The sequence below is a fragment of the Streptomyces durmitorensis genome, assembly GCF_023498005.1.
Taxonomy (GTDB): domain Bacteria; phylum Actinomycetota; class Actinomycetes; order Streptomycetales; family Streptomycetaceae; genus Streptomyces; species Streptomyces durmitorensis.
On the sequence record NZ_CP097290.1, the window covers coordinates 121,972 to 147,211 of the forward strand.

Annotated in this window: 22 protein-coding genes; 9 read left to right on the forward strand and 13 right to left on the reverse strand. The window is 68.8% G+C overall.

Translation table 11 applies throughout. The features are described from left to right. Positions 1-3: 3 nt before the first annotated feature. Positions 4-2,211, reverse strand: coding sequence for a telomere-associated protein Tap (gene tap, locus M4V62_RS43410; protein WP_249593287.1), 2,208 nt, complete (start codon positions 2,209-2,211; stop codon positions 4-6). Positions 2,212-2,466: 255 nt separating this feature from the next. Here tap and M4V62_RS43415 point away from each other — a divergent pair, with 255 nt between their 5' ends. Together M4V62_RS43415 and M4V62_RS43420 are read left to right on the forward strand one after the other, a co-directional pair. Then, on the forward strand, positions 2,467-3,081 hold the full coding sequence (locus M4V62_RS43415) for a hypothetical protein (RefSeq protein WP_249593288.1): 615 nt from the start codon (positions 2,467-2,469) through the stop codon (positions 3,079-3,081). Positions 3,082-3,317: 236 nt separating this feature from the next. After that, positions 3,318-3,566: a hypothetical protein gene (locus M4V62_RS43420; protein WP_249593289.1), complete on the forward strand. Its 249-nt coding sequence runs from the start codon at positions 3,318-3,320 to the stop codon at positions 3,564-3,566. 111 nt (positions 3,567-3,677) lie between these two features. Here M4V62_RS43420 and M4V62_RS43425 read toward each other — a convergent pair whose 3' ends face one another. Continuing rightward, the gene (locus M4V62_RS43425; RefSeq protein WP_249593290.1) at positions 3,678-4,067 is read right to left on the reverse strand and encodes a DUF6009 family protein; all 390 of its coding nucleotides are present in this window, start codon (positions 4,065-4,067) and stop codon (positions 3,678-3,680) included. A 655-nt stretch (positions 4,068-4,722) separates the two neighbouring features. Between M4V62_RS43425 and M4V62_RS43430 the strand changes: the two genes are divergently transcribed. The 3 genes from M4V62_RS43430 (at position 4,723) to M4V62_RS43440 (ending at position 7,078) form a co-directional block, all read left to right on the forward strand. After that, complete coding sequence (locus M4V62_RS43430; protein WP_249593291.1) at positions 4,723-5,877, forward strand: ParA family protein; 1,155 nt, start codon at positions 4,723-4,725, stop codon at positions 5,875-5,877. Further along, entirely contained in the window at positions 5,874-6,755 is an 882-nt protein-coding gene (locus M4V62_RS43435) for a ParB/RepB/Spo0J family partition protein (RefSeq protein ID WP_249593292.1), read from the forward strand. Before M4V62_RS43430 ends, M4V62_RS43435 begins: the two co-directional genes overlap by 4 nt. A gap of 92 nt (positions 6,756-6,847) precedes the next feature. Beyond that, entirely contained in the window at positions 6,848-7,078 is a 231-nt protein-coding gene (locus M4V62_RS43440; RefSeq protein ID WP_249593293.1) for a hypothetical protein, read from the forward strand. A gap of 808 nt (positions 7,079-7,886) precedes the next feature. Here M4V62_RS43440 and M4V62_RS43445 read toward each other — a convergent pair. Beyond that, on the reverse strand, positions 7,887-8,114 hold the full coding sequence (locus tag M4V62_RS43445) for a hypothetical protein (protein WP_249593294.1): 228 nt from the start codon (positions 8,112-8,114) through the stop codon (positions 7,887-7,889). A gap of 217 nt (positions 8,115-8,331) precedes the next feature. On the opposite strand from M4V62_RS43445, the gene M4V62_RS43450 reads away from it, so the two are divergent. Continuing rightward, positions 8,332-10,170, forward strand: a complete 1,839-nt coding sequence (locus M4V62_RS43450) for a helix-turn-helix domain-containing protein (protein ID WP_344646472.1) — start codon at positions 8,332-8,334, stop codon at positions 10,168-10,170. Between the two features lie 79 nt (positions 10,171-10,249). Here the strand turns inward: M4V62_RS43450 and M4V62_RS43455 are convergent, their stop codons facing one another. The 10 genes from M4V62_RS43455 to M4V62_RS43500 all read right to left on the reverse strand — a co-directional run bounded on the left by M4V62_RS43455 (position 10,250) and on the right by M4V62_RS43500 (position 20,572). Beyond that, positions 10,250-11,221, reverse strand: coding sequence for a 3-oxoacyl-ACP synthase III family protein (locus tag M4V62_RS43455; protein ID WP_249593312.1), 972 nt, complete (start codon positions 11,219-11,221; stop codon positions 10,250-10,252). A gap of 110 nt (positions 11,222-11,331) precedes the next feature. Continuing rightward, positions 11,332-12,402 (reverse strand): ketoacyl-ACP synthase III family protein, encoded by a 1,071-nt coding sequence (locus M4V62_RS43460; protein WP_249593296.1) that lies wholly within the window; start codon positions 12,400-12,402, stop codon positions 11,332-11,334. Further along, the gene (locus M4V62_RS43465; protein ID WP_249593297.1) at positions 12,399-13,031 is read right to left on the reverse strand and encodes a dTMP kinase; all 633 of its coding nucleotides are present in this window, start codon (positions 13,029-13,031) and stop codon (positions 12,399-12,401) included. The genes M4V62_RS43460 and M4V62_RS43465 overlap by 4 nt, the downstream gene beginning before the upstream one ends. Beyond that, entirely contained in the window at positions 13,028-14,185 is a 1,158-nt protein-coding gene (locus M4V62_RS43470) for a nucleotidyltransferase domain-containing protein (RefSeq protein WP_249593298.1), read from the reverse strand. Before M4V62_RS43470 ends, M4V62_RS43465 begins: the two co-directional genes overlap by 4 nt. Next, positions 14,185-14,628 carry a nuclear transport factor 2 family protein gene (locus M4V62_RS43475; RefSeq protein WP_249593299.1) on the reverse strand — a complete coding sequence of 148 codons (444 nt, stop codon included), beginning with the start codon at positions 14,626-14,628 and terminating at the stop codon, positions 14,185-14,187. Before M4V62_RS43475 ends, M4V62_RS43470 begins: the two co-directional genes overlap by 1 nt. Beyond that, positions 14,625-15,806, reverse strand: a complete 1,182-nt coding sequence (locus M4V62_RS43480) for a cytochrome P450 (RefSeq protein WP_249593300.1) — start codon at positions 15,804-15,806, stop codon at positions 14,625-14,627. Before M4V62_RS43480 ends, M4V62_RS43475 begins: the two co-directional genes overlap by 4 nt. Positions 15,807-15,817: 11 nt before the next feature. After that, entirely contained in the window at positions 15,818-18,508 is a 2,691-nt protein-coding gene (locus M4V62_RS43485; RefSeq protein WP_249593301.1) for a PEP/pyruvate-binding domain-containing protein, read from the reverse strand. Beyond that, positions 18,505-19,110, reverse strand: a complete 606-nt coding sequence (locus M4V62_RS43490) for a nitroreductase family protein (protein WP_249593302.1) — start codon at positions 19,108-19,110, stop codon at positions 18,505-18,507. Before M4V62_RS43490 ends, M4V62_RS43485 begins: the two co-directional genes overlap by 4 nt. Positions 19,111-19,112: 2 nt before the next feature. After that, positions 19,113-19,742 (reverse strand): methyltransferase family protein, encoded by a 630-nt coding sequence (locus M4V62_RS43495; protein ID WP_249593303.1) that lies wholly within the window; start codon positions 19,740-19,742, stop codon positions 19,113-19,115. After that, positions 19,739-20,572 (reverse strand): AfsA-related hotdog domain-containing protein, encoded by an 834-nt coding sequence (locus M4V62_RS43500; RefSeq protein ID WP_249593304.1) that lies wholly within the window; start codon positions 20,570-20,572, stop codon positions 19,739-19,741. The genes M4V62_RS43495 and M4V62_RS43500 overlap by 4 nt, the downstream gene beginning before the upstream one ends. A gap of 413 nt (positions 20,573-20,985) precedes the next feature. Between M4V62_RS43500 and M4V62_RS43685 the strand changes: the two genes are divergently transcribed. From M4V62_RS43685 to M4V62_RS43520, 3 genes are all read left to right on the forward strand, one after another. Next, positions 20,986-22,248 (forward strand): AAA family ATPase, encoded by a 1,263-nt coding sequence (locus M4V62_RS43685; protein WP_283779187.1) that lies wholly within the window; start codon positions 20,986-20,988, stop codon positions 22,246-22,248. 161 nt (positions 22,249-22,409) lie between these two features. After that, the gene (locus M4V62_RS43515) at positions 22,410-23,987 is read left to right on the forward strand and encodes a Mu transposase C-terminal domain-containing protein (RefSeq protein WP_249593314.1); all 1,578 of its coding nucleotides are present in this window, start codon (positions 22,410-22,412) and stop codon (positions 23,985-23,987) included. Continuing rightward, entirely contained in the window at positions 23,984-24,727 is a 744-nt protein-coding gene (locus M4V62_RS43520) for an AAA family ATPase (RefSeq protein WP_249593305.1), read from the forward strand. Before M4V62_RS43515 ends, M4V62_RS43520 begins: the two co-directional genes overlap by 4 nt. Positions 24,728-25,240: the final 513 nt, after the last annotated feature.

Sequence of the window (25,240 nt, forward strand, 5' to 3'; positions counted from 1 at the left end):
TGCCTACTCCCCGTTGTCCTGGTCGGTGACAGTGCCGTCCTTGATGTACCGGGCGAGGTTGAGCTCCGGGGCCGTGAACTGCTCCCGCACCCCCTCGCCCCACAGGACGCTCTGGGTGCCCTCCCACTTGACCAGGCCGGGGTTCACGCCGAGCTTGAAGCCGCCGGGCAGGGGCTTGCCCTCGCGGTAGGGCAGGAAGTCCAGTGGGGAATCGCCGTCGACCGCGTACACGACGCAGTCGGAGAGGATCGCGACCGGGTACTGCCCGGTGAACGCCGCGTGCTTGAGCACCTTGCGGTGGAGGTTGATCCGCGTACGGGAGATGACGGCCGCGCGGATGTCGGGCCGCCAGGTGGGCCGGGACAGCGCGCGCCACGGCTGGCCGGGCTTCCAGCCCTCGCCGCGCGGTCGTTCGCGCAGTTTGCCCAGGCCGCCCTTCACCGTTGCCTTGACCGCGGACACGACGATCGCCAGCTCGGGATCGCGCTGCCGGTAGCCGTCCATCGCCGCCAGGAACTCCTTGGGCGAGGCGTCGGCGGGCACCCCGAGGTCGGCCATGGTGGCCAGGTAGGCGTCGCGCAGCCGGTTGTACCAGCTGTCCAGGTAGCGGCCGTTGTCGTGCCGCACCCAGGCCTCGATCGGTGTCACCTCGTAGCCGAGCTCGACCGCGTACGCCACCGTGGGCGTCGCGTACCAGGCCGGCCCCTGGGGGTGCTCGCCCTTCGGCGTGAACGGGCTGGGCAGCAGGCTTCCGTCCAGCTCCACCCACTCCTTGCCCAACTTCACCTTGGACAGGTCGACATGACTCAGGTCGACCAGCCAGGAGCCGGGCAGCTTCGGGTCGAACACCGGCGCCTTCACGTGTGTCGGCGCGCCGAGGCCGACGATCAGGCCGTTTGCTCCGGCGGCGAAGGCCAGGTTCACGTCGAGGCCCACCAGGTTCGCGTGCATGCACTCGTCGTCGGTGAGCGGGCGCGCCCAGTCGTAGGCCTCCTCGAACAGCTTCTGGTCGGGGCCGCGGACGTGGAAGCGGGGAAGGTCGGCGAGCAGCGGGTGCCCGTCGGGGGCCTCGCACGGCGCGCAGTCCACCGGGTCCTTCCCCAGCGAGCCCGGGTTGTGCTCGGAGTGCCGCTTTCCGTTCGCGTCGGGGGCGGAGGCGCGGGTGGGCGGGTGCAGGGCGGTCATCAGCTCCAGGCCGGTGACGGCGGCCGACCCGCGCGGCGTCATGACCCGGGTCGCGTACGTGCCCAGGAGCTGGGCCAGTTCCGCCGGCGGCAGTTGCCCGGCGTGGCCCCAGTGGCGGGTGTCCAGCGCGTTCCACGACGGGATGCACAGCTGGACGCAGGAGCGTTCGGAGCCCTGCGCGGGGCGGTAGATCCGAGCCCACGGACCGAACCCGCGCTTGGTCAACTGCCATTTGGCACGGGCCAGTTGCTTGATGACCTTGTGGCCCTCCGGGATCCGCCCGGCGATCCGCTCCTCGTCCGTGAGCGTGAGGGGCAGGCCGTAGCGCTCCAGTGCGGCCTCGGTGAGCACGAGCAAGGGATCGGCATCCTTGCCCGGCCCGGCCAGCTTCGGCGCCCCGAGCCCGGCTTCCTGCAGTGTCCAGTCGACCAGGGCCGGGAGCGACTTCGCGGGCACATCCAGGACCAGGCCGCCGAAGCAGTACGCCGACACGTGTCCGTCGGTGACGTCGATGACCGCGAGCGGACCGTTCTCGAAGCGCGGATCGACGCCCGCCGGGGTTCTCGCCGGAGCGGCCTTCCCGGCGCCCGGCCGGTGCGACGTCGACGTCGACTTGGCCGGGCCCGTGGGACGCGGCACGGCCGCCGGGGCGGAAGGGGCGGTGGCGTCGCCGGTGTGGGTGCTCGTGTCTACGGGTGTGGTGGCAACGTCCGTTAGCGGGGCGCCGCCAGAGGTCTCGGGCGCCGCCGTGTCCGGGTCGGGCTCGGCCGCGTTGGAGGGGGCGGGGTAGATCTCTGCGAGCTGGTCCAGCAGCCGTGCGTACGCCTCGCGTTCCGGGCCGCGCGGTTCGGTGGGCTTCTTGCTGGACTCCCAGCCGCTGACGGTCGCCCGCCGCACGCCCAGGGCGCCGGCCACCTCGTCCAGCGTCAGGCCGTGAGCCTGCCGCAGCCGCTTGCGCTCCTCCGGCGGCGGCAGCGGGGAGCGGGACGCGACCAGCGCATCGATACGGTCGAACAACTCGGACACAGAGCACCTCCTGACCGGAACCGTATCGCATCAACCGTACTGATGGCGCTCATTGACCGTACGCATCGCGTACGAATGGCGTAAGGTCAGGCTTTTGGCGGTGCGGGCCGGGCCGACCAGCTCTGACGCTCCGGCTGGCGAACCGCTATAGCGCGCTGTGCCCGCCGTGGCTCGCGCTGGACAACAGGTCGTCCCGCCCGTGTCACACTCCTGTAGCACGCAGACAGCACAACGTAAGAGTGTGTCGGAGGCATCGTGAGGATCACCATCGAGGGCGCGAGCGAGGCCTTCGAGCACAAACTGCTCGCCCTGCTCGCCGAGCACCGTGACGAACTGGCCGTCACCGTCGACACCGCCTGGAACGTGCAACGGGCAACGACTTTCCTGAGCACGCTCAACCCGGGCGCCCGCCTCTTCGTCCGGCTCGTCATCGATGCGGGGGGACAGATCGACGCGGCCGTGCTGCGCGAGAAGCTCGATCGCGGACTGCGCGGCCCCACCGTTGCCCTCTCCAACGCCCTCAAGCGCGGGGTCCGGCACGGCTGGTGGCCCGAGGGCACCGAGGCACCGGTCGCCGTCGTCTACGGAGGACCGCACTCGCCGGCCTGGCGCCAGGCGGACTCCTACGAGCTGACCGAGGGGAACCTGCCCGTCTTCCGGGAGGCCCTGGCCCGCCTGGACGACGCCCGGCGTAAGCGGGACCACCTGGGCCCGCTCACGCCGGGCACGGCGGCGGCCCCGGAGGACGACCTGGCCGTGACGGGGAACTGGGAGGCAGGGGATGTGCCCTCCGGGCTCGACTCCCCGCCGCCTGGCTGGGGAGACACCGAAGACGTCCCGCGTGCACTCCTGGACGAGGACGGCAGGTGAGCAATCCGGGCGGTTGCGCGGCTAACCCCGCGCTCCCCGATAGTCGGCGCGGCCCGTCCAACCGGCGGGCCGTCCCGGCTCTTTGGAGGCCCCCTGTGTTCCCCGCCCGTGGCGCCATGCGCTCCGTCCGTCCCTCGGAGTGAGGCCCGCCCCATGTCGTCGCTCATCGACCTTCCCGGCCTGGTCACCACCCTGCTCGGCACCGTCGTACTGGCGGGCATCGCCGCCACCTGGCGGTGGCTGCGCGCCCGCCGCGCTCCCAGCACCCCAGAGCCCGACACCCTGCCGGAGGGGCCGCGCAGGCTCCGCCCTACACCCTGCTGCGTACGACCGGATCCGACGGCGCCCCGGACCGCTACGAGACGACCCGGCCGCCCGGCACCGTCATCACCCACCGGGTGGACGGCTTCCCGCAGCGTTTCGAGCTGACCGATGCCCCGCTCGGCGACGGCACCTTCGCCGCCGAGCCGCTCGACTCCCCGTAGGAAGCCGACCGGGGAACGGGTCGCGGTCGCTCGTTCTCGTAGCCCTTTGTTCCCGTGCCCTCGTCAGTGCGGCTCCGTGGGACCGCCTTCATCCGGCGGGCCGGGTCATGGTTATGAGCGGGCGGGGGCTATCTCGCCGGTGGCCTGGGACCGGGGGGTTTTTGTTCCGGTCTTGCCTGCCTGGACTGTGCGGGGGTCGATGGCTTCCAGTGGTGAGCCGACCCGGTAGGGGCATTCGGGGTCGTCGGGCCGGTTGGGGCGGTCGTGCGGCAGCAGGTAGAAGGTGCGGCGGGCGAAGAGGCCGCTGTCGGCGCTGCGGGGCGCGTTCGGTGCCAGGTTCGAGTAACCGATCATCCGGCCGTCCCGCTCGTAGCGCGGTTTGCCCTTACGGGTACTGACCTTGTCCAGGGCCTGGCGGACATAGTCGAGGTCCTCGGTGTCCTCCAGCCACACGACCTCGGCTTCCTGGACGAGATCGCCTTCCTGCGGAATCGCGCTCATCAGGCCTCCTGGCTCGTGGCGGCCGGACACCGGCCAACGGATGCGACATTCACACGGGCCTGCATCCCAGCTCTGCGAACAGCCAGCCGGACAAACAGGCATCGTCCATCGTACGGTCGACACACAACCTCAAAGGACCCGCAACGATCCATCACAACCGCCCGTCGTACGCGCCTCCTCAACCAGGACTCAGGTGCGGATGATCCGTACGTCCGGGTCGATGGGATCGCCACGCACGGCTAGCCCTTGGGGGACGGTGCGGGCGCCGGATGTCAGGGGGGGTGGCGCCCTGCGCGGCAAGGCGCCAGAAGGCGTACATGTAGTGGGCGAAGGCGAACATGTAGCGGGCTGCGAAGTCGTCGTGGACGTCGTTGATGCGCTCGCCGTTCCTTCCACTCCCCTTCACCCGTCGCTGCCCGAGCCGTACCCACCGCCGTTCCCGGCGGCATGACGCGAAACCAGCCACCATCCCGCAGCCACGCCGAGCGTGCGATGCCGCGCTGAGCGGAGTGCCCGGGACTGGAGACCTCTGGACAACTCCATGTCAGCGTCCGCCCGTTCTGGTGCAAATAGCCTGATTCTGGCGCCCCGTCAGGCGCACGACACACCTGGGATGTTCTTTCCCCTCACCCGCAAGGGTTAGTAAGGTAGCTCTATGACCGTCCCATACGATCCCGATGATCGGGAAAAGGTAGTCGCCAAGCTGCCGGCTGCGCTACGTCAAGAACTCAAGGTCCGCGCAGCGGAGTTGGGCGTGGACATCAAGGATGCCGTCACCGAGGGCATCCACGCCTGGCGTGCCGCTCCCCCTCGCCCTCCGGTCGACACTTCGGGTGGCAGCTCCTTCTCCACCTACGTGCCGACCGGCCTGTACGCCGAGCTCAAAGGCGACTGCAAGTCCCGTGGGATCGCGTTCAACCAAGGCCTCGCGCAGGCAATTCGCCTCTGGCTCGACAGTTCCCCCTCCCCCCGCCGCACGCCTCCCTCGACCAAGGAAGCCCGGCGCCTGATCTTCGGCAACCAGAAGGGCGGCGTCGGCAAGACCGCCACCTCCGCCGGTGTCGCCGAAGCCCTCGCAGAAGCAGGCAAGCGCGTCCTGCTGATCGACTTCGACCCCCAGTGTCACCTCACCAAGCAGCTCGGCTACCCGATGCTCGGCATCGACGACCCCAGCCTGGCCAAGCACATGCTGGGCGAAGGCAAGGGAAAGCTGCGTGAACTGCTCGTCCCGATAGAGGAAGGCTGCTTCGGCGGACGGCTGTTCCTCCTGCCCGGATGCAAGGACGCCTTCCTGCTGGACGCCAAGCTGGCCACCACCCGGCACGTACGGATCAAGGAGACAGCGCTGGAGAAGGCGCTGGAGCCGTTGGAGGCCGAGTTCGACTACATCGTCGTCGACTGCCCTCCCAGCCTGGGCTATTCCATGGACACCGCCCTGTACTACGGGCGCGCCCGCGACGACGAGGCGCCGGGTACTTCTGGGGTCCTGATCCCCGTGCTGGCCGAGGACTCCTCCGCCGACGCCTACGACATGCTCTTCGACCAGATCGAGGACCTGTCCGACGACCTCGAGATCCAGATCGCCAAGCTGGGCTTCATCGTGAACATGTACGACGCCCGCAAGGGCTACATCGCCACCTCCTCCCTCGACAGCTGGAAGAGCATCGGCGAACCTCCGGTGCTCGCTGTTGTCCCCGAGCGCAAGGAGCAGCGCGAAGCAGCCCGCCTCAAGCAGCCACTGCTGTTCTGGGCACCGGACTGTGAGCAGGCCGAGGCCATGCGCACCGTTGCCACGGCGGTGAACGGATGAAGGCCGCCGACCGGCTGGGCTCCGGCTCCTCCTTCGGGAAGGTGCCGCGCGGGCGCAGCGACCGCGGCCGCGCCAAGGCCATCGCTCAGGGCGACGTACCGGCCTACGAGCTCGTCCGGCTCCACCTGGACGAGGTCTCCCCCACTCCCCTGAATCCGCGCCGGAACTTCGGCAGCGAGGAGCAGCTGACCCGGTTCGGCGAGGAACTGCGCCGCGTACAGCTCGCCGCCTGTGTGGTCGTGACCCGTGACGCCTACCTGGCGCTGTGGGAGGACCACGCTGATCGCATCGGTTCGGCCACCCACGTTCTGGTCAACGGCGAACGCCGCTACCGCAGTGGTGTTCACGTAGGGCTGGACGCCCTGGACTTCGTGGTGCGCGACGACCTGGCGGCTACCCGCGAGGACTTCATAGAGAATCTTCTGCAGGAGAACCTCGACCGTGAGGACTTCGACCTCGTCGAACGGGCCCGGGGCGTGCAGGTCCTGGTAGGCGTGTGCGGAGAGGAGACCGCGACCGGCGCTCAGTCCCGTGCAGCCGACCGGCTGGGGAAGTCGAAGGCTTGGGTGACCAACCAGCTCGCCCTCCTGACGCTGCCCGAGGAGATCCAGACGATGCTCAGCGCCGGGTCCCTGCCTGAGCGCGACGGGCGCCTGCTCGCCCGCCACTACAAGACACATCCCGACCTGGATGCTTCCCTGCTGCTGCAGCACCTGAAGTCGGTCCGGGACGAGGAAGCCCTGACCAAACAGCAGGAACGCTCCTTGCTGGAAGCGGCCAAGCAGCAGACGTTGACCGCGGTCAACAAAGAGCCGGCACCAGACGAACCCAGCTCCGAACCCAGCTCCGAACCCAACCCCACTCCCCGGCGGCGTTGACCGCGGTCAACAAATCCGCCCCCGAAAAGACCGACACCGACACGCGGGCAGGAGCTAAGGGCAAAGCGCAGCCCTCTCAGACCCCAGCGCCGTTGACCGCGGTCAACGAATCCGATTCCGCCGGCAGTCAGACCACGGCGCCCCAGTCGTCCGGCAAGTCCGACGTTTCCGTGCCCCACCAGGCCAACCCCGAGCCCTCCGAGCTGGTGGACACACTTCCCTGGACTGACCCGGCCTGGGTCGACCGGCAGGTGCGCCGCCGCATGAACCGCGAAGAACGCAAGAAGCTGGTGTGGCTCCTCGAAGCCGAAGAGGACGAGTAGGCCAGGCACTGACAGCGGCAAGAACCACAAGAGGCTCCCCACCAGATCGCCCTGGTGGGGAGCCTCTTGCCGTAGTGCAGGAATCTCTGCTCCCCTCCAGCAGAAGACGATCCATCCCCCCCAGCCCCGTTCCCCCAGCGAGATCCGTGCCGTCCTACGGATGACGTGCGGGGCGACGGCGCGCGCATCGCTCAGCCTCCTGCGCCGGCACTCGCGGCGAAGCCATGGGGGAATCTGCCTTTGATGGAGGCCTGCTCCGAGTCCGCCGGACCGGGGGACTAGTTGACGTGGAGACGCTCCGCCGTGAACGGCGATCTCACGTCTGGCATCAGTACCAGTGGCCGCTGGCGCCGAACTGTGTGCTCGATCGCGAAAGTCGATGAGAAGTCGCACAGCCTGTGTTGACCGCGGTCAACAAAATCGTCGCGCCCGGAGCACGCTCAGCGTCCTCGACCGGTGTTGACCGCGGTCAACAAACCGAGCATCGCGCAGCCGGTGGGCGGATGTCCGGCTCCCGGAGTGAGGTCCGGACGGCGGAGGCCGCTCCGTGCCCACCAGGCCAATTGATCTCGAGGGCAGGGCACGGCAGGGGAGGGGCAAGGGAAGGCTGGGACGTACGCGGCCTTCAGCCTGAATCTGGGTTACGGGGATTCCCGGATGGCCGGCCGTGTGCGCAGAGTCCTCTGCCGTACACGGGTCCTCTGCCGTACACCTCGTGTGTGAGGCGCAGGGCTTTGATCCGGTCGCAGCACGGCGAAGCGGGGCTGGGACTTTCGTCCCAGCCCCGCGGTGGTCGAGATGTTTGGTGCTAGCGCGGCGGCAGCTGATGTGGCTCGTCGGGTTCGGCGTTGTTCGCCTCGTCCTCCGGCTGCTGTGTCGGGTCCTGGCGCCAGGACGTGAGCAGCTCCTTCCAGGCGGCTCCGGTCTTCTGCAGCTTCTCGATCAGCATGTTGACAAGCTCGATGGCTCTGAGGAGCCCGATCAGGACCAGCACGAGCAGGAGCTCGGCTGCGTGGATGGCTTCTGCGGCCGTCACAGAGCACCCCCGCAGGTCTGGGCCGCGTGAGGCAGGTTCCCGATGGGCAACGATCTGCGGACGGTGATGGAAGGATGACTCATCCCTGGCTCCCGGAAGTTGGGGACGGCGACGGGGTGTGCCGTTCTTCCAGCAGAGTCATCCAGGGGCTCAGCGCTGCTGAAGTGCAGCAACACACGGAAGCACTGCCGATTGTGGGCAGCAGGGGAGTGGCACCTTGAGCGACTCGGCAGAGGTAGAGATTTCCGGCGGGACCGTTCCGGCGACCCGTGAGGGGGGCGATGACTTACCGCGCGTTCTCCGCGAGGAAACCAATCAGGTAGCGGAACAGTTCGGGCGAGCGCTGAGGGTGCTCGTCATGCGCGTGCAGCAGTTGGGCATTTCCCAGAACCAGTTGGGGCGCCGCCTCCACGCCACATCCAGTTCTATGTCGAAGTACGTGTCGGGGGAGCGGGTGCCGGACTGGGAGTTCGTGGAAGCCCTGCTTCAGGCAGTACACAAGATCACCAAGCAGGCTCTCGACGCGGCCTCGTATGAGGAACTGCGTGAACTGCACGAGCGGGCCTTGTTCCTGCGCCATCCGCAGCGTCATGACGTGCAGCGCATCGCGATGGCACTGGACACATCGGAGCTGCAGATCGCCGAAATGAAGTTGCGCGAGGCCGAACTGGAGCAGGAGGTGCAGCGGCTCCAGGAGCGACTGGACGCCCTGAGAGCGGATCAGGGCCGGGAGCGGGAGCAGCATGAGGCGGAGCAGGCCAAGCTGCGCCGGGAACTTGAGGACACGGGAGCACGCATCGAGCAGATGCAGCGGCAGTGCACCATCCTGGAGGAGCAACTGGGCCAGGCGCAGGAGCGGGCGGCCACCGCCGAGCGGACAGAGTCCGCTGAAGCTCTCGTACCTGCGAGTGAGCAGGACGATCGCGAGTTCGGACCTGACCAGGTGACGTTGCTGGAGACGTTGGCCGATACGTATGCGCAAGCGCTGACGGAAGAAGCTCGCGCCGAGGTGTACCAGCAGCTCAAAAGGCTTCCCTGGTATGCGGGCGCAGCAGCGTTGGCGCTGTTGGACCGCCGGTACCCGCATCTGGATTCCCGTGCCTTTGCAGCAGCCGCCATGGGCGGCAGATCAGAGCCGGTGGAAGTCCGAGACGCGATCACCTGGTTCTACCGTCACGTACCGCTGACGGCTGCCGACCGTTTGACTCGCCGGGTTGCGCTCGGCCTGTCGCCGTTCATCCTTGCCAAGGTCATGGAGTCGCTCGCACGAACCCGTGGTGCAGAAGCCGCTCTCGCCGCGGTTGCCGAAGCGGCTTTCAACGTGGGCAATGGCATCGGTCGCAGCCTGCAGTTCACTCCCTCGTCGATGTTCCCCGTAGTGGCGCGGTCGATTTCCGATGCAACGCTCTTCAGAGAAGTGCATGCACGGGAACAACGGCTGCGTGAGGCCGATCGGCACTCTCTCTCTTCTGCGAGGCAAAGCCTTGAGACGATGCTGCAAGTACTGACAGCGGGCTCACCAGCCTCGACCGCAGCAAGGATCCTGTGGCTCAACCCCCGGTTGCAGGACATGGCGATGGAACGAGCCACGAAGGGTTCGGACCCTGAGTCGCTGAAGCAGCTCGCCGCAGTCGCAGTGCAGCTGCGCCGTCTTCAGGCCGAGCAAGGTGTGGGCGACAGAGACCTGGCCAGCCACCTGCTGGGGAACATGCTCGCCCAGACGAACGACCCCGTGGCCGTGGCGAACCTCCTCAGCTTGTGGGAGTCGGAGGCCGAGCAGAAGAGCGAGGGCGTGACAGTTGGCGATCGGCTTCTGGCGCTATCGATGATCTTGAAACGGCATACCTCCGACGCGGTCCGCCAGCTGGTGACGCACAATGTCGCGCTTCCCCCAGGAAGCACCCATTTTTTCTGGCGGCCCGACCGGTTCGAGCCGTGGCAGCATGCCGTCGACCAACTCCCCGTCCTGCAACGGAGGAAACTCACCCCCATGCTCCGCAGCATCACCCGCTCGGCTCCAGCACTACGGCAGGACCGCGCAACCCCCGAAGCGTGACGGGTGAGGCCACCTGGCTGCCGTCACCTCCCCAGCAGCTCGCCGGGGGAAGGGATCGTGCTGGCTCACCCCTGGGCCGCTATGGATTCGATCCGTAATGCCGGAAGCAGATGGACCCCCAGAGGTAGCCGGGTCCGATCGAGGCCAAGATCATCCGGTCGCCGTGCGAGACACGGCTCTCCATGACCTCATGCAGCACGGTGAACGGGCTCGCCGCTGCCGTGTTGCCGAGGACGGGAACCGTGAGCGGTACGCGCTCGGGCTCGACGCCGAGCACGCGCACCGCCTCTCGGAGAATATTGAGGTTGGCCTGGTGGATGAGAAAGTGCTCGATGTCAGTCACTTCGAGCCCGGCCCGACGCGCAGTCTCCCTGATCGTGGCAGGAAGCTTGTCGGTGGCCATCCGCCACACTGCCTTCCCATCCATCTTGAGGTAGTGCTCACCAGCCGCCACCGTGGCATCAGTGGTCGGCATACGGGCCCCACCAGCACGGATCTGCACGTCGAACGCGGGCTCGGTATCGGTGTGCCAGGCCACGATTCCGTACCCGGGCTCGGTCCGCCCGAGTACCACCGCGCCCGCAGCATCGCCCAGGAACGGTCGCAGAGTCCGGTCGGCCGGGTCGACCGCGCGGGATCCGGTGTCCGCGCCGATGACCAGAACGTTCCGGAAGCGCTCGTTCTGGAGCAGGTGTGCTGCGGTGTAGATCCCGTAGATCGCGCCGGCGCAGCCGACCTGCGTAAGGTCCAGCGGGATGGCCGACCGGGCGCCGATGGCGTGCATCACGGTCAGGGCCGTTCCGGGGAGCGGCTGGTCGGGCGTGAAGGTGGCGACGATCACGGCATCGATCGCGGAGGCCGACACTCCGCTGCGTTCCAGGGCTTGGTGCGCCGCCGCGATCGCCATGTCGGAGGTCACCTGCCCTTCGGCCAGGTACCGGCGTTCCCGGATCCCGGTGCGCGTGGTGATCCACTCGTCGGTGGTGTCGAGCGTACGAACGAGCTCGGCGTTGCTCACCACTCGCTCGGGCAGGTACAACCCCGTGCCCATGATGCCCACCGGGTGGGTCAGTCCTGTGCCCTCCTCGGTTCGGGGCGCCTCAAGCACCGCCGTACCACTGCGTGAGGCGTGTGCGGTGTCGGACGGGATGACGTACATGGTCACTTCCCTCCTTCGTCTGTGTCGTGCTCCCCGAGAACACCGGTGATCCTGAACAGCGCACACGTCACGAACGAGGCCCCGTTGCTCGCCATCAGAACGTGGTCGCCCGGGCCGACCTGCCCGGTGCGCAGCAGATGGTCGAGCGAGAGCACGTGGTCGGCAGTGCCCAGGTGGCCGAGGTCACGGCCGAGCTCCAGCATCCCCTTGTCCGGGTCGACACCGAGTGGGCCCAGCACGCTGCGCACGTACTCGGGCCCTCCGGAGAACACGTGCGTGACCCGCGTGATCTGCCCGGGCTCGACGCCGGCGTCGGCCAGGGTGCGCTCACCGAGCATGGTCCGCGTCTTGGCCAGCTGTTCCTTCGCCTCGGTCAGCTTCTGCGGCTCGCGTGCGGCGTACTCGGCTATGCGGGCGCCCAGTTGGATCTGCCGGCCCAGCGAAGCCTCGGGCGGGAACAGCGGCAGATCTCCGCGGTACATCTCCTCCAGGTCGGGCAACGAGGCCGAGTTGAGGGCCAGGAGCTCCGCAACACCGGGCCGGCGGGAGAGCACCAGCGCGGCCGCACCGTCGCCGAGGATCGTCCCGCGGTTGGTCTTGAACGGGCCCGAGGCATAGCTCCAGCGGTCGATATTCGGCACGCTGAAGTTGTCCGCGCCGGTGATCAAGGCTGCGGTGCGCCCCTCGCTCCGGAGGTACCCCACGGCGAGCTCCATGGCCCCGAGCATCCCGTTGCAGGCCTGATAGACCGCGAACGCCGGGGCCTCACCACCGATGGTGTGCCGCTGTACATAGTGCTGAGACGGCCACACGACCGGCCCCTGGTGGAATCCGTACGCGTGGAACAACGCATCGATCTCGTCCGTGCGATGGCCGGAGCACTCCAACGCCCGGCGCGCGGCCAGCACCGCCATCTCCGGCGCCGGCAGGTCACCGGCCACCGCGGCACCGGTCCAGCCGCTGCTTCGCCACGCTTCCCGGTCGTACAGGCCGAGTTCCACGGCGCGCTCGGCAGGCATCGAGGGGGGCAGATATGCCCCGGTGCCGGCGATGTGTATTCCTTCAACTCTCATGCTGCCGCCCCCTCGTGCGCGCGCACGTGCTCCAGGACTGTGTCAACGACCTGGGGGAGCGGCTTGTGGACGTCGACCACGGTCCAACCGAACCGGTCAGCCCAGCTGTCGAGAACCTTGTGGATCTTTTGCTGGTGGCGCAGGAAGCTCTGCTTCGAGCAGCTCAGATCCAGACCGCACTCGTAGGGCACCGCGCGCTCACCCATGCGGTCCCAGGCCGTCGCGGGATCCGAGCGCAGGTACACGACAACGTCGGCGGCGGGCAGCCCTTCTCCTACCGCCTCCACCCACGCCGGATCCGTTCCGTAGGCGATCTCACTTGCGGCGTGCTTCATCCAGTAGCCGTCGAGCAGCAGCACCTCGGCAGGGTCCGCGGCTGCCTGACGGTCCGTGACGGATGCGACGGCCGCCCACAGGAGGAACATCACACGAGACTGCGGCGCCATGCGGACCGCACAGGTGCGGACACGGCGCTCGTCGGGCTTGATGAAGTCGGCAAACGGATATGCGGAGTTGTCGATGATGTCCCAGCGGTCGACGACGCTGGCGAGCCCGCCCAACGCCTCCCCGACGGCGCGTGTCACCGTCGTCTTCCCGGCGCCGTCCGCGCCGACTATCGCGACGATCACGGGGCGGCCACCTTCGGGTGACAGGCGAACTCCGGCTCCGGCCTGATGATCCCCGGATCGGGTGTGCCCGCACTCGCGAAGCCCGACACCGCCCCGTACGCCGCCAGGCTCGCCACCGCCGCCTCGATGTCCGTGATGTCCGCAGGTACGTCCTCCGGTGCGAGCTGAGACAACGGGCGCCCGTCGAGGGCCCGCCAGAGCCGGACCACGGCTTCCGAGACCCGGTAGCCCTCGTCGGGACCGACCAATGCCCAGCCGTCCGTGAACCGCAGCGGTGTGAAATAGGCGGAGCGCCGCGCCCCGCCGCCGTGCGGCACAGCCGGCTCCGGCAGCTTCGTCAGCGGTTTGTCCCAGCCCTCGACGACACCGTGGGCCATCAGCGTTCCAGCGGCCCACAGCCGCTGCTCGACCACGGTGGTCATCTCCTGCTCGTCCGTGCCGGAGCCCGGATGCAGTTCGCGGTGGTTGAGCCGCCAGACGTGGTCCAGCCACGGCGCGGTCGTCGCCGTGCGGGCCAGCCGCCGATAGTGGAACTTCGGGCCGAAGTACACATCGCCCGCAGCGGCCAGCACCGCCTCGCAGGCGGACTCCAGCGCCAGGGCCGAAGCGGTCGCGGCCGTCAGCAGGTCGCCGATCGCCAGTGCCCCGTACGCGTCCTCGGCCATGGCCGAGGAGATGTTGCCGTTGCGCACCAGGTTGATCTGGCGGACGACATCGAAGCTGAAGGCGTCGAACGGTTCACGCCACTCCGGCCCGATGTGCAGCGGCACGCCGGTGACGATCCGGATCAGCGCATTCAGCGCCTTCAGCTCCATCCCGATCTGCGCGCGGTCAGCGCCGGTGACCCGGTACTCACACGTCAGCCCGAGCAGGGTGCGCACACGTCCGGCGGGCACCGGGTTGATGTGCACGGGCACCCCGCCGTGCTCGATCACGACCTCGCTGACGGGCAGCTCTTCCCCTACGACATAGAGGTCGACGTCGGAGGTGCCGTGTCCGAGGCCGACAGCGAAGCTGCCGCCGAGCACTGCCAGCCGGACCCGTTCCGGGCCGCCGAGACAGGTGGAGATGACGCCTTCGGCGGCAGCGGTCTGCTCAGGCGAGAACCGCACGTCCGGCACAGACCAGGACAGCACGGAGTCAGTGGCGGTCATCAGGATTCCTTTCGTGTGGACCGGCGCGGCCATGTGGCGTGCGGCTCGCATCCCGCGTCCGTCCGGGCATGCCAGTACTCGTGCAGTCCCCGGCACCGGCCGTCCGGGGCGAAGGAGAGAAACAGGCACCCAGCGGCCGTACGAGGCGCGCCGGTGTCCGGGTCGTGCAGCACGCACCACCACTCCAGCGCAGTGCGATCACCGGCGACCACCGGTTCGGCGAACCAGATCTCCGGGTCGCGCTGACGGCTGAGCGTCCCGGTCCAGTGCTTGCGTATCGCCTCTTGCCCCAAGTGCGCCTCGCCGAAAGGGCCCTGCCGGTACCAGGCGTCCTCGGTGAACAGCGCGACGATCCTCTCCACGTCGCGGCCACGCCAGCCCGACTCGAGCGCCGCGACCCAGGCCTCCACATCCACGGCCGACACCGTGTTCGGCGCGCTCACCGCGGGCACCAGGCAACGGGCAGCGACCAGACCCCGCGGATGAACATCCTGTCGCGCCATTCGAGCTGGTCCGGCTCGACGGCGACCGACAGGTGCGGGAGCCGACGCAGCAGCGCGGCGACGGCGACCTCCGCCTCGACGCGGGCGTGCGCGGCACCCAAGCACATGTGCCGGCCATATCCGAACCCCATGTGCGGGTTGGCCGCACGATCCGTCCGGAACTCGTCGGCGTCCTCGAAGACGGAGGGGTCCCGGTTGGCGGCGTCGGTCAGCGGGATCACCACCTGACCGGGACACATCCGGGTGCCTGCGAGGTCAGCCTCTTCGACGACCACGTGCGGCTGTCCGCCGGTACCGTTGAACCACACCCAGCGCAGGCACTCGTCCACCGCGCCGGGTATCCCGGAGGGGTCCTCACGCAGCGCGGCAACCAGGTCCGGCCTGGCGAGGATCTCCAGGACGCAGCAGGAGAGGAAGTTGGTCGTAGTCTCCCCTCCGGCCACCATCAGGCCCAGCCCGAAGGTGGAGATCTCCACGTCGGACAGCTCACCGGACTGAAGCAGTGCCGTGAGAAGGTCCTCCCCGGGAGTGCCGGCGGCCATGGCCTCGCGCCGCTCGGCAAGCTGCGTCTCGAAGTACGCGTACATATGGGTGTGGGCGGCGTCCACCTCCTCCTTCGTGCACCGCCCGGCGGACATCATCGCGTTGACCCAGGGCAGGAAGAGCTCCACATCGCTCACCGGGACCGCGAGCATGTCGCAGATCACGCCGTAGGCGAGCGGCACACTGAACCGGGCCACCAGGTCGGCGGTCGATCCGTCCTTCTCCATGCCGTCGATCAGGTCCTCTGCCAACCGCTCGATCCCGGGGCGCGCGGCAGCGGCCTGCCGGTGGGTGAACCAGCTCTGCACCGCCCTGCGTCGGCGGGTGTGCGTCGGGGCGTCGCTGGTCACCAGCGCCAACGCCTCGCTGCGTCGGGCGAACAGGGTTCCGTTGTGCCACGCCTCACGGCTGAACCGGTCGTCCGCCAGCACGGTGCGTACGTCGTCGTGGCTGGTCACGAGCAGAGCCTTGCGGTCGCCCGGCAGGTCTACCGGGATCAGCGGCGTCTCACGCAGCAACGTGAGATAGCCGGGGTCGAGCGCGACTCCTGGTCGCGCATCGAACGGGAGTTTCATGGTCGTCCTCTTCAGATCACGGTGGATTCGTGGGTGTCGGCGCCGGGCGGTTCGGTCAGGAGGCGGACGGTTCCCTCGCCGCCGTCCAGTTCGATCCACGCCCCGTCCGGGATGCGGGTGGTCGCCTTCGGCACAGCAACCACGGTGGGCACGCCGAGCAGTCGGCCGGTGATGGCCGTGTGGGACAGCAAGGTGCCGCGTTCGACGACCAGCCCCGAGGCCGCGATCATCAGAGGGAGCCAGCCCGGGTCGGTCTCACGGGCGATCAGGATCCGGTCCCGGCAGTCGTCGGGGGCTACGGACGGGTCGCGCACCACCAGCGCGCGGCCGCGCACACGGCCGCCGCTGGACCCGAGTCCGCACAGGGGCCCCGAGCCGTCCTCGGTAGCGCTGTCGCCCACCGGCACGGCCGAGCGCAGCGCGGTCGCCAGCGGCCCGTCACCCGGCACGGACATCAGCGTCGGGTGAGGGGACACCGTCGTCTGACGCTCCCGCTCGGTCCGGCGCAACGCGGCCAGCGACGCCAACGGAGGCCCGGGCACGGTACCGTCGAACGCACCGACGACCTCCTCGACCGTGAGGTCGACGACGTCGTGCGGATGGGCCAGCACACCAGCCGCAGTCAGCTCCGCGCCCAGCCGCCACATCACGTCCCGGGTGATCCCGAACAGCTGCGTACGGCAGAATCGGGCGTCCTCACGAACCCGGATTCCCCACCGTGCGACACCCAGCAGAGCATGCAGAACAGCTCGTCGCAGCGGGTTGCGGCACGCCTGGCGAAGCTGCTGCCGGGCCTGCTCGGCCTGCTCGTGCTCGGCCGCGCGGTTGCCGGCGACCGTGGTGCCCTGCCGGACGAACGGCCGCAGCACTCCGACGAGCATCGACGGCTGCTGACGGGGCGTCGTCTCATCAAGCTTGAGGTCGTGCAGCGCACGGTCGCCGTAGCGCTCCAGGTACGCCTGGACGGCTCCGGCCAGCTCCGTGCCGTGCCGTCCCGCTGCGATGTCGGCCCAGATCCGCCGATCACCGTCCTCTGTGTGCGGGGCCAGCACGCGTTCGCGCAACTCCGGGAGCGCCGACACCTGCTCGGCGAGGGCGATGGCGGCACGCGCCGAGGCCAGAGACCGGTTCTCCCGCCCGCCGCACAGCAGTCCGACGAACAGATCGGGGCCGGCACCGGCCCACCGCTGCAGCAACGCCTTGCCCGCCCGGATGGCCAGGCCCATGTACAGGCCGTTCGAAAGCGTGACGCCCCAGTGTCGGCCGGCCTCCTCCCACACGCGGTGGTAGCGGTTGATCAGGTCCTCCACAGTGGCCTGATCGGTCGCGTAGACCTCGGCCATCAGCTGGTCCCACCAGCGGAAGAACCGCCTTGTCGCACGCCGATGCCCGGCCGCGTGCCACAAGAAGACCGGGAAGCTCGCCACGATCCGCGACTTCGGCCTGCGACGGTGAGCACGTGCGGCGCCGGTGATCCCCATGGCCTGTTCCCACTCGGTGCGCACGAGATCGAACGCGGGGAGCCGGCCGTGCAGGACCTGCCAGTCGTTCAGCCGGTAGTACACGCGCCCGTCCAGGAAGCCGATCATCCTGGCCAGCCGGTGGCCGTCGGCCCGTATCTTCCGCTCCGGCACGCCCATACGCCGGTAGAGGTCCGTGAAAGCCTTCTGATAGAAGACCCGAGCCTGGGAGTACGTCAGAGCGCTCGAAATCCCCGGATAGCTCTCCGTGATGTTGTGGTTGCCCCAGTAGACAGGCCGCGCGCTCTCGGGTGGCGCAACCACCATCGGCCGGGCCTGTACCAGGTGCAGGGCGCCGTCCGGGGTGAACGTGCCCTCGATGTCCTGCGGCGTGCCGAAGTGGTTTTCGACCTGCTGGGCCAGGTCCGCGACCTCGCGCGCCTGTTGTTCGGTCAGCACTGGCTCATCAGCCAGATGGTCCGGCACGGGCTGGAGCGGCTGTGGCGGAGGGCCGATCATCCACCGCTTCTTCACCGCCCGGGTGCGGACCTGCCCGGTCGCGCGGTCGACGAAGAAGTGATCGATGTCGGCCTTCTCCTGGACGACGCCCTCGCCAATGCCGTACGCCGCCGCAATGACGCATCGTTCATCGCCATCGCGCGGATCCCGGGTGAAAGCGACGAAGGAGCGTGTTCCCGGGGCCATCCGCTGGATCCCGACGGCGACCCGGGCCCTGGTCGGGTCGATGCCCTTGAGCAGCCGGTACTGAACGGCCTCTGGTTTGAACGCCGAGGCCCAACAGCGCGCCACGGCGGAGAGCACCTCGGCGCGCGGCACGTACAGGAAGCTCTCGCTCATCCCCGCGAACGGGTCGTCCGCCGTGTCCTCGCCCACGCCGTCGGCGTTCGGGACCACGCAGGCCCGGACAGCCGCAAGATTCCCAGCGCCGATCTGCTCGTCGAACTCGGCCAGCACATGTGCGGCCAGAGCACCGGTCGGCTCCGCCGATTCGAGCGACCGCGCCGCGGCGGCGCACCACTCGGCCGGGTCCGAGCGGTCGGCGGACAGGCCCCTGCCCACCGCCTCCAGCGACTGGTCGAACTCGGTGACAGGCAGGCAGAAGAGCCCTGGAACGGGGAACTCCGCACGCCGCAGCTCTTCGAGGCGGGCGAATTTGTGTCCGACCCGAAGCGGGTCGAGGTCGAGCTCGGCTGCCGCCGGAGGTGGCGCACTGATCGTCACGGCTGGGCCTCCGTCCATTGGTTGAGGTGGAGCACGTCGCCGAGGGGGCGCCGGCGGGCCGGTCGGAACCCGTCGCCGATCGGGTGCGCGGTGGGAATCAACGCACCTTGGCGAACGTCCGCAGGCAGGCCCAGGATTGCCGCGACCTCGTCCTCGGCATCCAGATGCACGGTCGTCCACGCGGCGGCCAGTCCCGCCGCCCGCGCCGCGAGCATGTAGCTCCAGGCCGCAGGCAGGACCGAACCCCACAGGCTCGCCTGGCTACCCGCGGGGAAACGGCCGCCGGGCACTCGCACGCAGGGCAGTACGAGCACCGGTACACGCCCCATGTTCTCCGCCAGATGCCGGGCGCTGCGGACGAGCCGGCCGTCGCCGGCGTCGCGGTGACGGGCCGTGAAGGCAGCCCGGTACACAACGCCGACCTTCTCCCGCAGCACCGGATCGGTGATGACGATCCATGCGCTCGCCTCCCGGTCGCCTCCGTTCGGAGCCTGCTGCGCCACCCGAACACAGTCGCGCACGACGTCGATGTCCACCGGCCGGTTCAGGTCGAGGCGTCGCCGCACGGTCCGGGTGGTGGTCAGTACCTCTGCGGCATCCATCGTCACCACACTCTTGGCAGCAGCCGGGCCCGACCCACCGCGTAGGTCGGGTACTCCGGGATCGTCCACAGCACTCGCTCCTCCACGAGGATGCGCCGGACGACTGCGCCGAACAGCAGGACCAGGACCGCGGCGGTGAACGGATTGAGGAAGTACGCGGTGAAACCCAGGTTCGCCAACAGCATCCCGGTGTACGCGGGATGCCGCACGAATCGGTAGAGGCCGTGGCTGACCACGCTGTGTCCGTCCCGCCGCACAACGTGGTGCGAGTAGAACCGCCCCAGGGTGTTGATCGCGACCTGCCGGCCGACGACGCCGAGGACAAACACTGCGACGGGGACAACGAGCAGCGCGGACCGGCTGAGCCAGGGCATCGGACCGAAGGCGGCGCCACCGAGCACACCCAGCCGCGCGAGCGCATACGGCAACAGAGTGCTCGATTCGGCCGGCACACCTCCGTCGTGCCGGAACGTCACGCGCGTTTCGAAAACCAGCCAGGCGAGGTACGCCACGAACAGCGTGACCGCGACGGGGTCGCGGCCCGCGAACCGGATGATCCCGGTCAGCAGAAGGATCAAGGCAACCGCGAACAGCGCACGCGGGGCGGCCAGCAGCAGAACCCTGGTGCTCATGACTTTCCTCGCATCCGGGCGTAGTGGGAGGGGGAAAGGTTGCACCAACTGAAGGTCAGGGTGCCGAGTTCGGCCCCGGTGACCGCTTCGATCAGCGTGATCCCGCTCGTCGCTCGCCGTCGCTCGCCATCCCGGTGGGTGTAGCGGAGGGTGACCGGGATGCTGCGCGGGATGCGCAGCGGGATGTCCATGTCCACCGACAGCCACAGCATCTGCGTGTCGATCGCGATGCCGTATTCCGTGTGCTCGATCGCGATCACGAACTGCCGTACGGCCTCTACGATCTCGACAGGCGTGCGGTAATCGGGGTCGATCGAGCGCAGCGGGTGGCCAGGCGGTGCGGCCAGCAGGAGGGCCTGACACAGACCATCCGCACCCCGGTAGGTGCGGCCCACCAGGATGTTCGCGTCACGGTGCCGGTGGACGAGATCAGCGACCGCCGGTTCGGTACCGACGACCTGGCCGAGCGGGTAGACCTGGGGGTTGGCGTGGACGAAGCCGAAGTCGGCTGTGCAGACCGTGTGCTCGCTCTGCACAGCGCTGGCCTGCCAGACGTCCCCCTCGGACGAGACCGTGAGGGCCGTGGGCTGGTTGAGCTCACAAAGCTTGGTGAACCGGACGTCTGCGCGAAGTCGTCCTGAGAGGCCGGGCGGCGAGACTCCGGCAGCCTCGGCGCTGTCGTGCTCGGACTGCCACGCCGCATCAAGCAGGGCGCTGAAGAGCAGCATCCCCGGAATGTGGTCAAGTGTGTGGTCGAAGAAGAAGGTGTCTGACGAGTCGACTACGAGTTCAGTGCGCCGCCTCGCCGTCTCGCTCAACAGTGCAGTCATGGTGGAGTCCCTCCAAAAGTAGGGCAGTAGCAGTAGGGGAGGACCGCATGTGATTGATGGGTGGCTGCCGTTGACGGGTGCGAAGATCATGGCCGCCCGGCCTCCGGCAACAGTGCAGTCGTGGTGGTGCCTCGATCGTGCGGGGCGGGCGAGTTCGCCGGAGCTGCGTGAGGGCCGCGGTGCTGCCGGGGAAGGCAGCGAAGGTCAGTGTGAATGGCTGTGTTGGTGGCGCTGGTTGGGTGTCATCTGGGTCTGGGGGTTCGTCCCTGCTCTCATGTAATGGCAGTTCTGATTTTGGCTGTCATGGGGTGACCAGGCTGCTGTCATGGGCTGCATAGCAGGGTGGTGGTTGGCTGTCATGGGGTTGCCCATTCCTGTGTGTGGTCGGCCGGGGTGGGGGTGTGCTGGCGTGTATGGGTGAGGAGTTGCGGCTGGCGCGGGGTGTGGTGGTGCGCCGTCTGTTGGGGGTTGCTGAGGTGTCGGGATCGGTGTCGTCGCTGCATGTGCGGGTGGCGGCTGAGGCGGCGGGGGTGTCGCCGCGGACGGTGTGGCATTGGCTTGCCGCGGCGCGTGCGGGCCGGCTGGAGCGGATACCGAAGTCGTCGTTCTCGTTGCCGGATGTGTGGTGGACATTGCTGGCTGCGGAGGGTGGGAACGTTTCGGCGGTGTACCGGCAGATGACCGAGGGCGGCGAGGAGACGGATTTTCCTGTGCCGTCGCTGGCGACGGTGCAGCGTTCGGTGAAGCGGGACGTGCGGGAGGGTCGGGTCCTTGAGGTCGCTTCGGTAGGGCGAGGCCGGGTCGAGGCCGGTCGTTATGACAGGGTCTTGGCCGACCTGAAGTTGCAGAGGCCGGGTGAGGGCCTGGCGGTGGTCGACGCTGAGCCGGGGGCACTTGCCGCAGTTGAGCCGGATGAGGAAGGCGTCGTGCCGTCGCGGGGCGGGGTGCGGCTGTTCGTGCCGGGTGCGCGTGTGGTGTCGACGGCCGGGGTGGCTGCGGTGGTGGAGGCTGTGGGGCACACGGTGGCGGCGCGGGGGATTGGGTGTGTGTTCGGGGAGCCGGGGGTGGGGAAGACGGTGGCGGTGCAGCAGGCGCTGTATCTGCTGCCTGATCGGGTGCCGGTGTGGCGGGCAGTGGTGGGAGTGAAGCCGGGTCTGCCTCAGATGCGCTCCTCGCTGCTGGAGGCGCTGGGGTTGTCAGCGGGTTCTCTGGCTCACCGTGCGCAGCCGGCGGACCGCGCGCTGGGGGAGGCACTGCGCCGGCCGGGGGTGATGTTCCTCGATGATGCGCAGCGCTTTTCTCCGCCACTGTTGGACTATTTGCGCCTGCTGTGGGACGAGCCGGGTACAGCGGCGGCGCTGCTTCTGTGCGGGGCGGGTGCGGAGCGGGTGATCGCCAGGGCGCCGGCACTGCGGTCTCGGGTGCTGACCTGGCACCAGGTCCCCGGCCTGGACCAGGAGCGGCTCGCGGAGATGCTGGCGATGTTCCATGACGTGTGGGAGGGCCTCGATCCGGCGGACGTGGGATGGGCGGACGCGACGGTGGCGCGGGGCAACTTCCGGACCTGGGCGAAGATCACCTCTCACGTATACGCCCTGGCCAGGCGGAGCCGGGACCTACGGGTGGACCGTGCGTTGATCGAGCAGGCCTGCGCCCGGCTGGGCCCCTACCCGTAACGGCTGGCGGCAAGGGATCGGAAAAGAGAGATACCAAGACCAGTCGGCAGGGAGCCGGTTCCATGATCAGTTCTGGGGTGGGAGACACGGCATTGCCGGACGTGCAGTTAGAGGCGCCCGAGCTGCAGGGCCCGGCGCTCGCCGCGCTGCGCGGGCCTGCTGTGCAGAAGCTGCTGCGGCTGCGGGGCCAGGGGCGGCTGTCGCGGGGGCATGTGCGCCTTGCGGGGGAGTGCCTGGGGGTGTCGGAGCGGACGGTGTGGCGGTGGCTTGCGCAGGCCGACGCCGAGCCCCGTATGGCGGCTCGTCCGGGGGCGAGAACGGTGGACCGGTTCGAGGTGACGTCGGAGGTTCGGGTGCTGCTGGCGTACTGGCGGGGGAACGCGTCCGCGGTCCACCGGCAGCTGGGGGCCCGCGCCCGTGCCGCAGCCGGTGAGCGAGTGACCGGGGTGCCGGGCGGGGCGCCGATGGATGCGGTGCCCTTGTTCGATCCTGTGCCGTCGTTGTCGACGTTCCTGCGTGCGGTGCGCCGTGACCTGACCGCGGGTGAACGCGCGGGTCTGGCCCGGGGTCCGGAGGCGGCTCGGGCTCATGATGTGTTCGGGCGTCGGCCGCGGCTGTGGCGGAATCGCACCTGGGAGGCCGACCACGTCCAGGCGCCGCTTGTGGTCGATGCGGACGGAGAGTTGGTGCGCCCGTGGGTGACGTGGTTCATCGACGTCGCGACGAAGGCCATCACGGGTACCGCGGTCACGCCCGGTCATCCGTCCCGGGCCTCGATTCTGGCGGCTCTGCGCGCTGCCGTGCTGCGCACCGGTCCGTATGGGCCTGCGGGTGGTGTCCCCGAGCACGTGCGGGTCGACCGAGGCCGGGACTTCCTGTCCAAGACGGTCCTGGGCGCGTTCACCGACCTGGATACCAAGTTCGAGGATCTGCCTGCCTACAGCCCTCATTTGAAGGGCACGGTGGAGAACCTCAACCGGTGTGCGGACCTCATGCTCTTCGCTGTTCTGCCCGGCTACACCCTCACCCCCAAGCCCCGGCGCGCCAAGAAGAAGCCCGACCCTGACGAGCCGGTGCCGCTCACCTTCACCGAGTTCACCGCAGAGGTCCTGGAGTGGGCACGGTGGTGGAACTCCGAGCACCGCCCCGCAGACCTGGCAGGCCGAACTCCCCTCGAGGCCTGGCAGGCCGATCCCACGCCGCTTTCGGACATCCCCGAGGCCGCGTTGTGGGGGCTGATGCTGGAGGACGACGGCCGGGTGCGGAAGCTGACCAGCCACGGGGTCCGCTGGCGCGGCCGGGACTACCTCGGCGCGTGGATGGCCGGCCAGGCAGGGCGCAGCGTCCGGATCCGGCACATGCCCCACCACGACCACGAGATCGAGATCTGCGACCACACCGGCCGCCACCTGGGCACCGCACACCTCGCCGACGCCGCGACCCCCGAACAGCTCGACGAGCTGCGCCGCACCCGCACGGTGCGGGCCCGCCGCCTACGCGAGGACGCCAAGAAGGCCGAGGCCTTGCGCCGACAGCGCTTCGCCGCGGCCGCCGCTCCCACGCCCGCGCAGCGCCTAGGCGCCGTCACCGCGGCCGAAGCTGACCAGGAACTCACGACGGCCGCCGACAGCGACATGGCCGCCTTGGCCCTGCCGGACCTCATCCCGCCCGCCCCGCCCCCCGACGACTGGAACACCCCAGTCTCCCTGCGCCCCGCCGCCCGGGAAGAGAAACGATGACGAGCCAACTGCCGCCACGGGAAACGGACCACTACACCCAGCTCTCGGACGCCGCGGTTGTTACCACCCGGGCGCTCCTGACGGCCCGGGAGAACATCGCGGACACGATCGACGCCAGCGCGATGATGTGCCTTCACGGTCCGGCCGGCGTGGGCAAGACCCTCGCCGTGAACGTCTGCCTGCGTGAGGTTGAGCGAACCCGTGGCGAGGAGATCTGCCGGATCAGCTTCCGAGCCCGCCCCACGGCCCGTGCCGTACGCCACGAGCTCTTCGCTGCGCTCGGACTGCCGGGCGATCCTCCGCGTCACCCTTCCGAGTTCGATCGGCTGCTTCTGGACTCGCTGGCAGCCCAGCCTCGTACGCTGGTCGTGGATGAGGCTCAGTGGCTCAATCGAGAGACGTTCGAGTATTTGCGGTACGTCTGGGATCACCCGTACTCGCAGGTCGCGATCATCTTCGCTGGTGGCGAGGGAGCGCACACGGTGCTGCGGAAGGAACCGATGCTCTCCTCCCGCATCTTCATCTGGCAGCACGTCACCAAGCTCAGCCTGAAGGAAGTTCAGCAGGTCATCCCGCTCTACCACCCCGTCTGGGCCAGGGCTGATCCCGCGAACATCGCGTTCGCTGACCGCCACGCAGCACACGGCAACTTCCGGAACTGGGCCCGCCTCACCGCCCACACCCTGACCGCACTCGAACGGACAGGCCGCGACTACCCCGACCAGGAAGTGCTCCGCTAGGCCTTCAGCAGATTGGGCAGTTGGCGGGGCTGACTGCGCAGCTTCACTGATCCTCGACAGTTGGCGCTGTTTCTCCGGGAGGTGGATCGGGGTGATCCATTTTCTCCAGACTCGATCTGCAATCTATTTTGAAGCAATCGACCTACCCCCGGCAGGATGCCACGACAGTGCACCTTGCTGCCGGGCCGTCAGGCCCGTTGGGTGGGCCGCGCGAAGCGTGGCACGCCTGCTGACGCAGAGCGTCAGGGGTGGCTGTAGCGCAGCGGAAGCCACCGCGAGGCGCAGCCCCGCATGCTCCAGGAGCGCAGCGGACGGAGCGTCAACTAGATTGCGCAGCAATCTGGTTGAGCGGGACGCGCAGCGTCCCGCCAGCGCTCCCGCGGAGCGGAGCGCAACACCCTCGCGCAGCGAGGGTGTTCGCTTGCACAGCGCGCAGCGCTGTGGTACCCGCTCCGCGGGAGGTGCTGTCTATGGGTCCCAAGAGACTCGTTTTAACCTTAGCAATACGTAACT

Coding starts and splice junctions, on each gene's coding strand:
- M4V62_RS43480 (WP_249593300.1), bottom strand. CDS start 15,806: ATGAAACTCCCGTTCGATGCGCGACCAGGAGTCGCGCTCGACCCCGGC.
- M4V62_RS43460 (WP_249593296.1), bottom strand. CDS start 12,402: ATGAGAGTTGAAGGAATACACATCGCCGGCACCGGGGCATATCTGCCC.
- M4V62_RS43425 (WP_249593290.1), bottom strand. CDS start 4,067: ATGAGCGCGATTCCGCAGGAAGGCGATCTCGTCCAGGAAGCCGAGGTC.
- M4V62_RS43490 (WP_249593302.1), bottom strand. CDS start 19,110: ATGGATGCCGCAGAGGTACTGACCACCACCCGGACCGTGCGGCGACGC.
- M4V62_RS43470 (WP_249593298.1), bottom strand. CDS start 14,185: ATGACCGCCACTGACTCCGTGCTGTCCTGGTCTGTGCCGGACGTGCGG.
- M4V62_RS43495 (WP_249593303.1), bottom strand. CDS start 19,742: ATGAGCACCAGGGTTCTGCTGCTGGCCGCCCCGCGTGCGCTGTTCGCG.
- M4V62_RS43430 (WP_249593291.1), top strand. CDS start 4,723: ATGACCGTCCCATACGATCCCGATGATCGGGAAAAGGTAGTCGCCAAG.
- M4V62_RS43435 (WP_249593292.1), top strand. CDS start 5,874: ATGAAGGCCGCCGACCGGCTGGGCTCCGGCTCCTCCTTCGGGAAGGTG.
- M4V62_RS43520 (WP_249593305.1), top strand. CDS start 23,984: ATGACGAGCCAACTGCCGCCACGGGAAACGGACCACTACACCCAGCTC.
- M4V62_RS43500 (WP_249593304.1), bottom strand. CDS start 20,572: ATGACTGCACTGTTGAGCGAGACGGCGAGGCGGCGCACTGAACTCGTA.
- M4V62_RS43685 (WP_283779187.1), top strand. CDS start 20,986: ATGGGTGAGGAGTTGCGGCTGGCGCGGGGTGTGGTGGTGCGCCGTCTG.
- M4V62_RS43455 (WP_249593312.1), bottom strand. CDS start 11,221: ATGGGCACGGGGTTGTACCTGCCCGAGCGAGTGGTGAGCAACGCCGAG.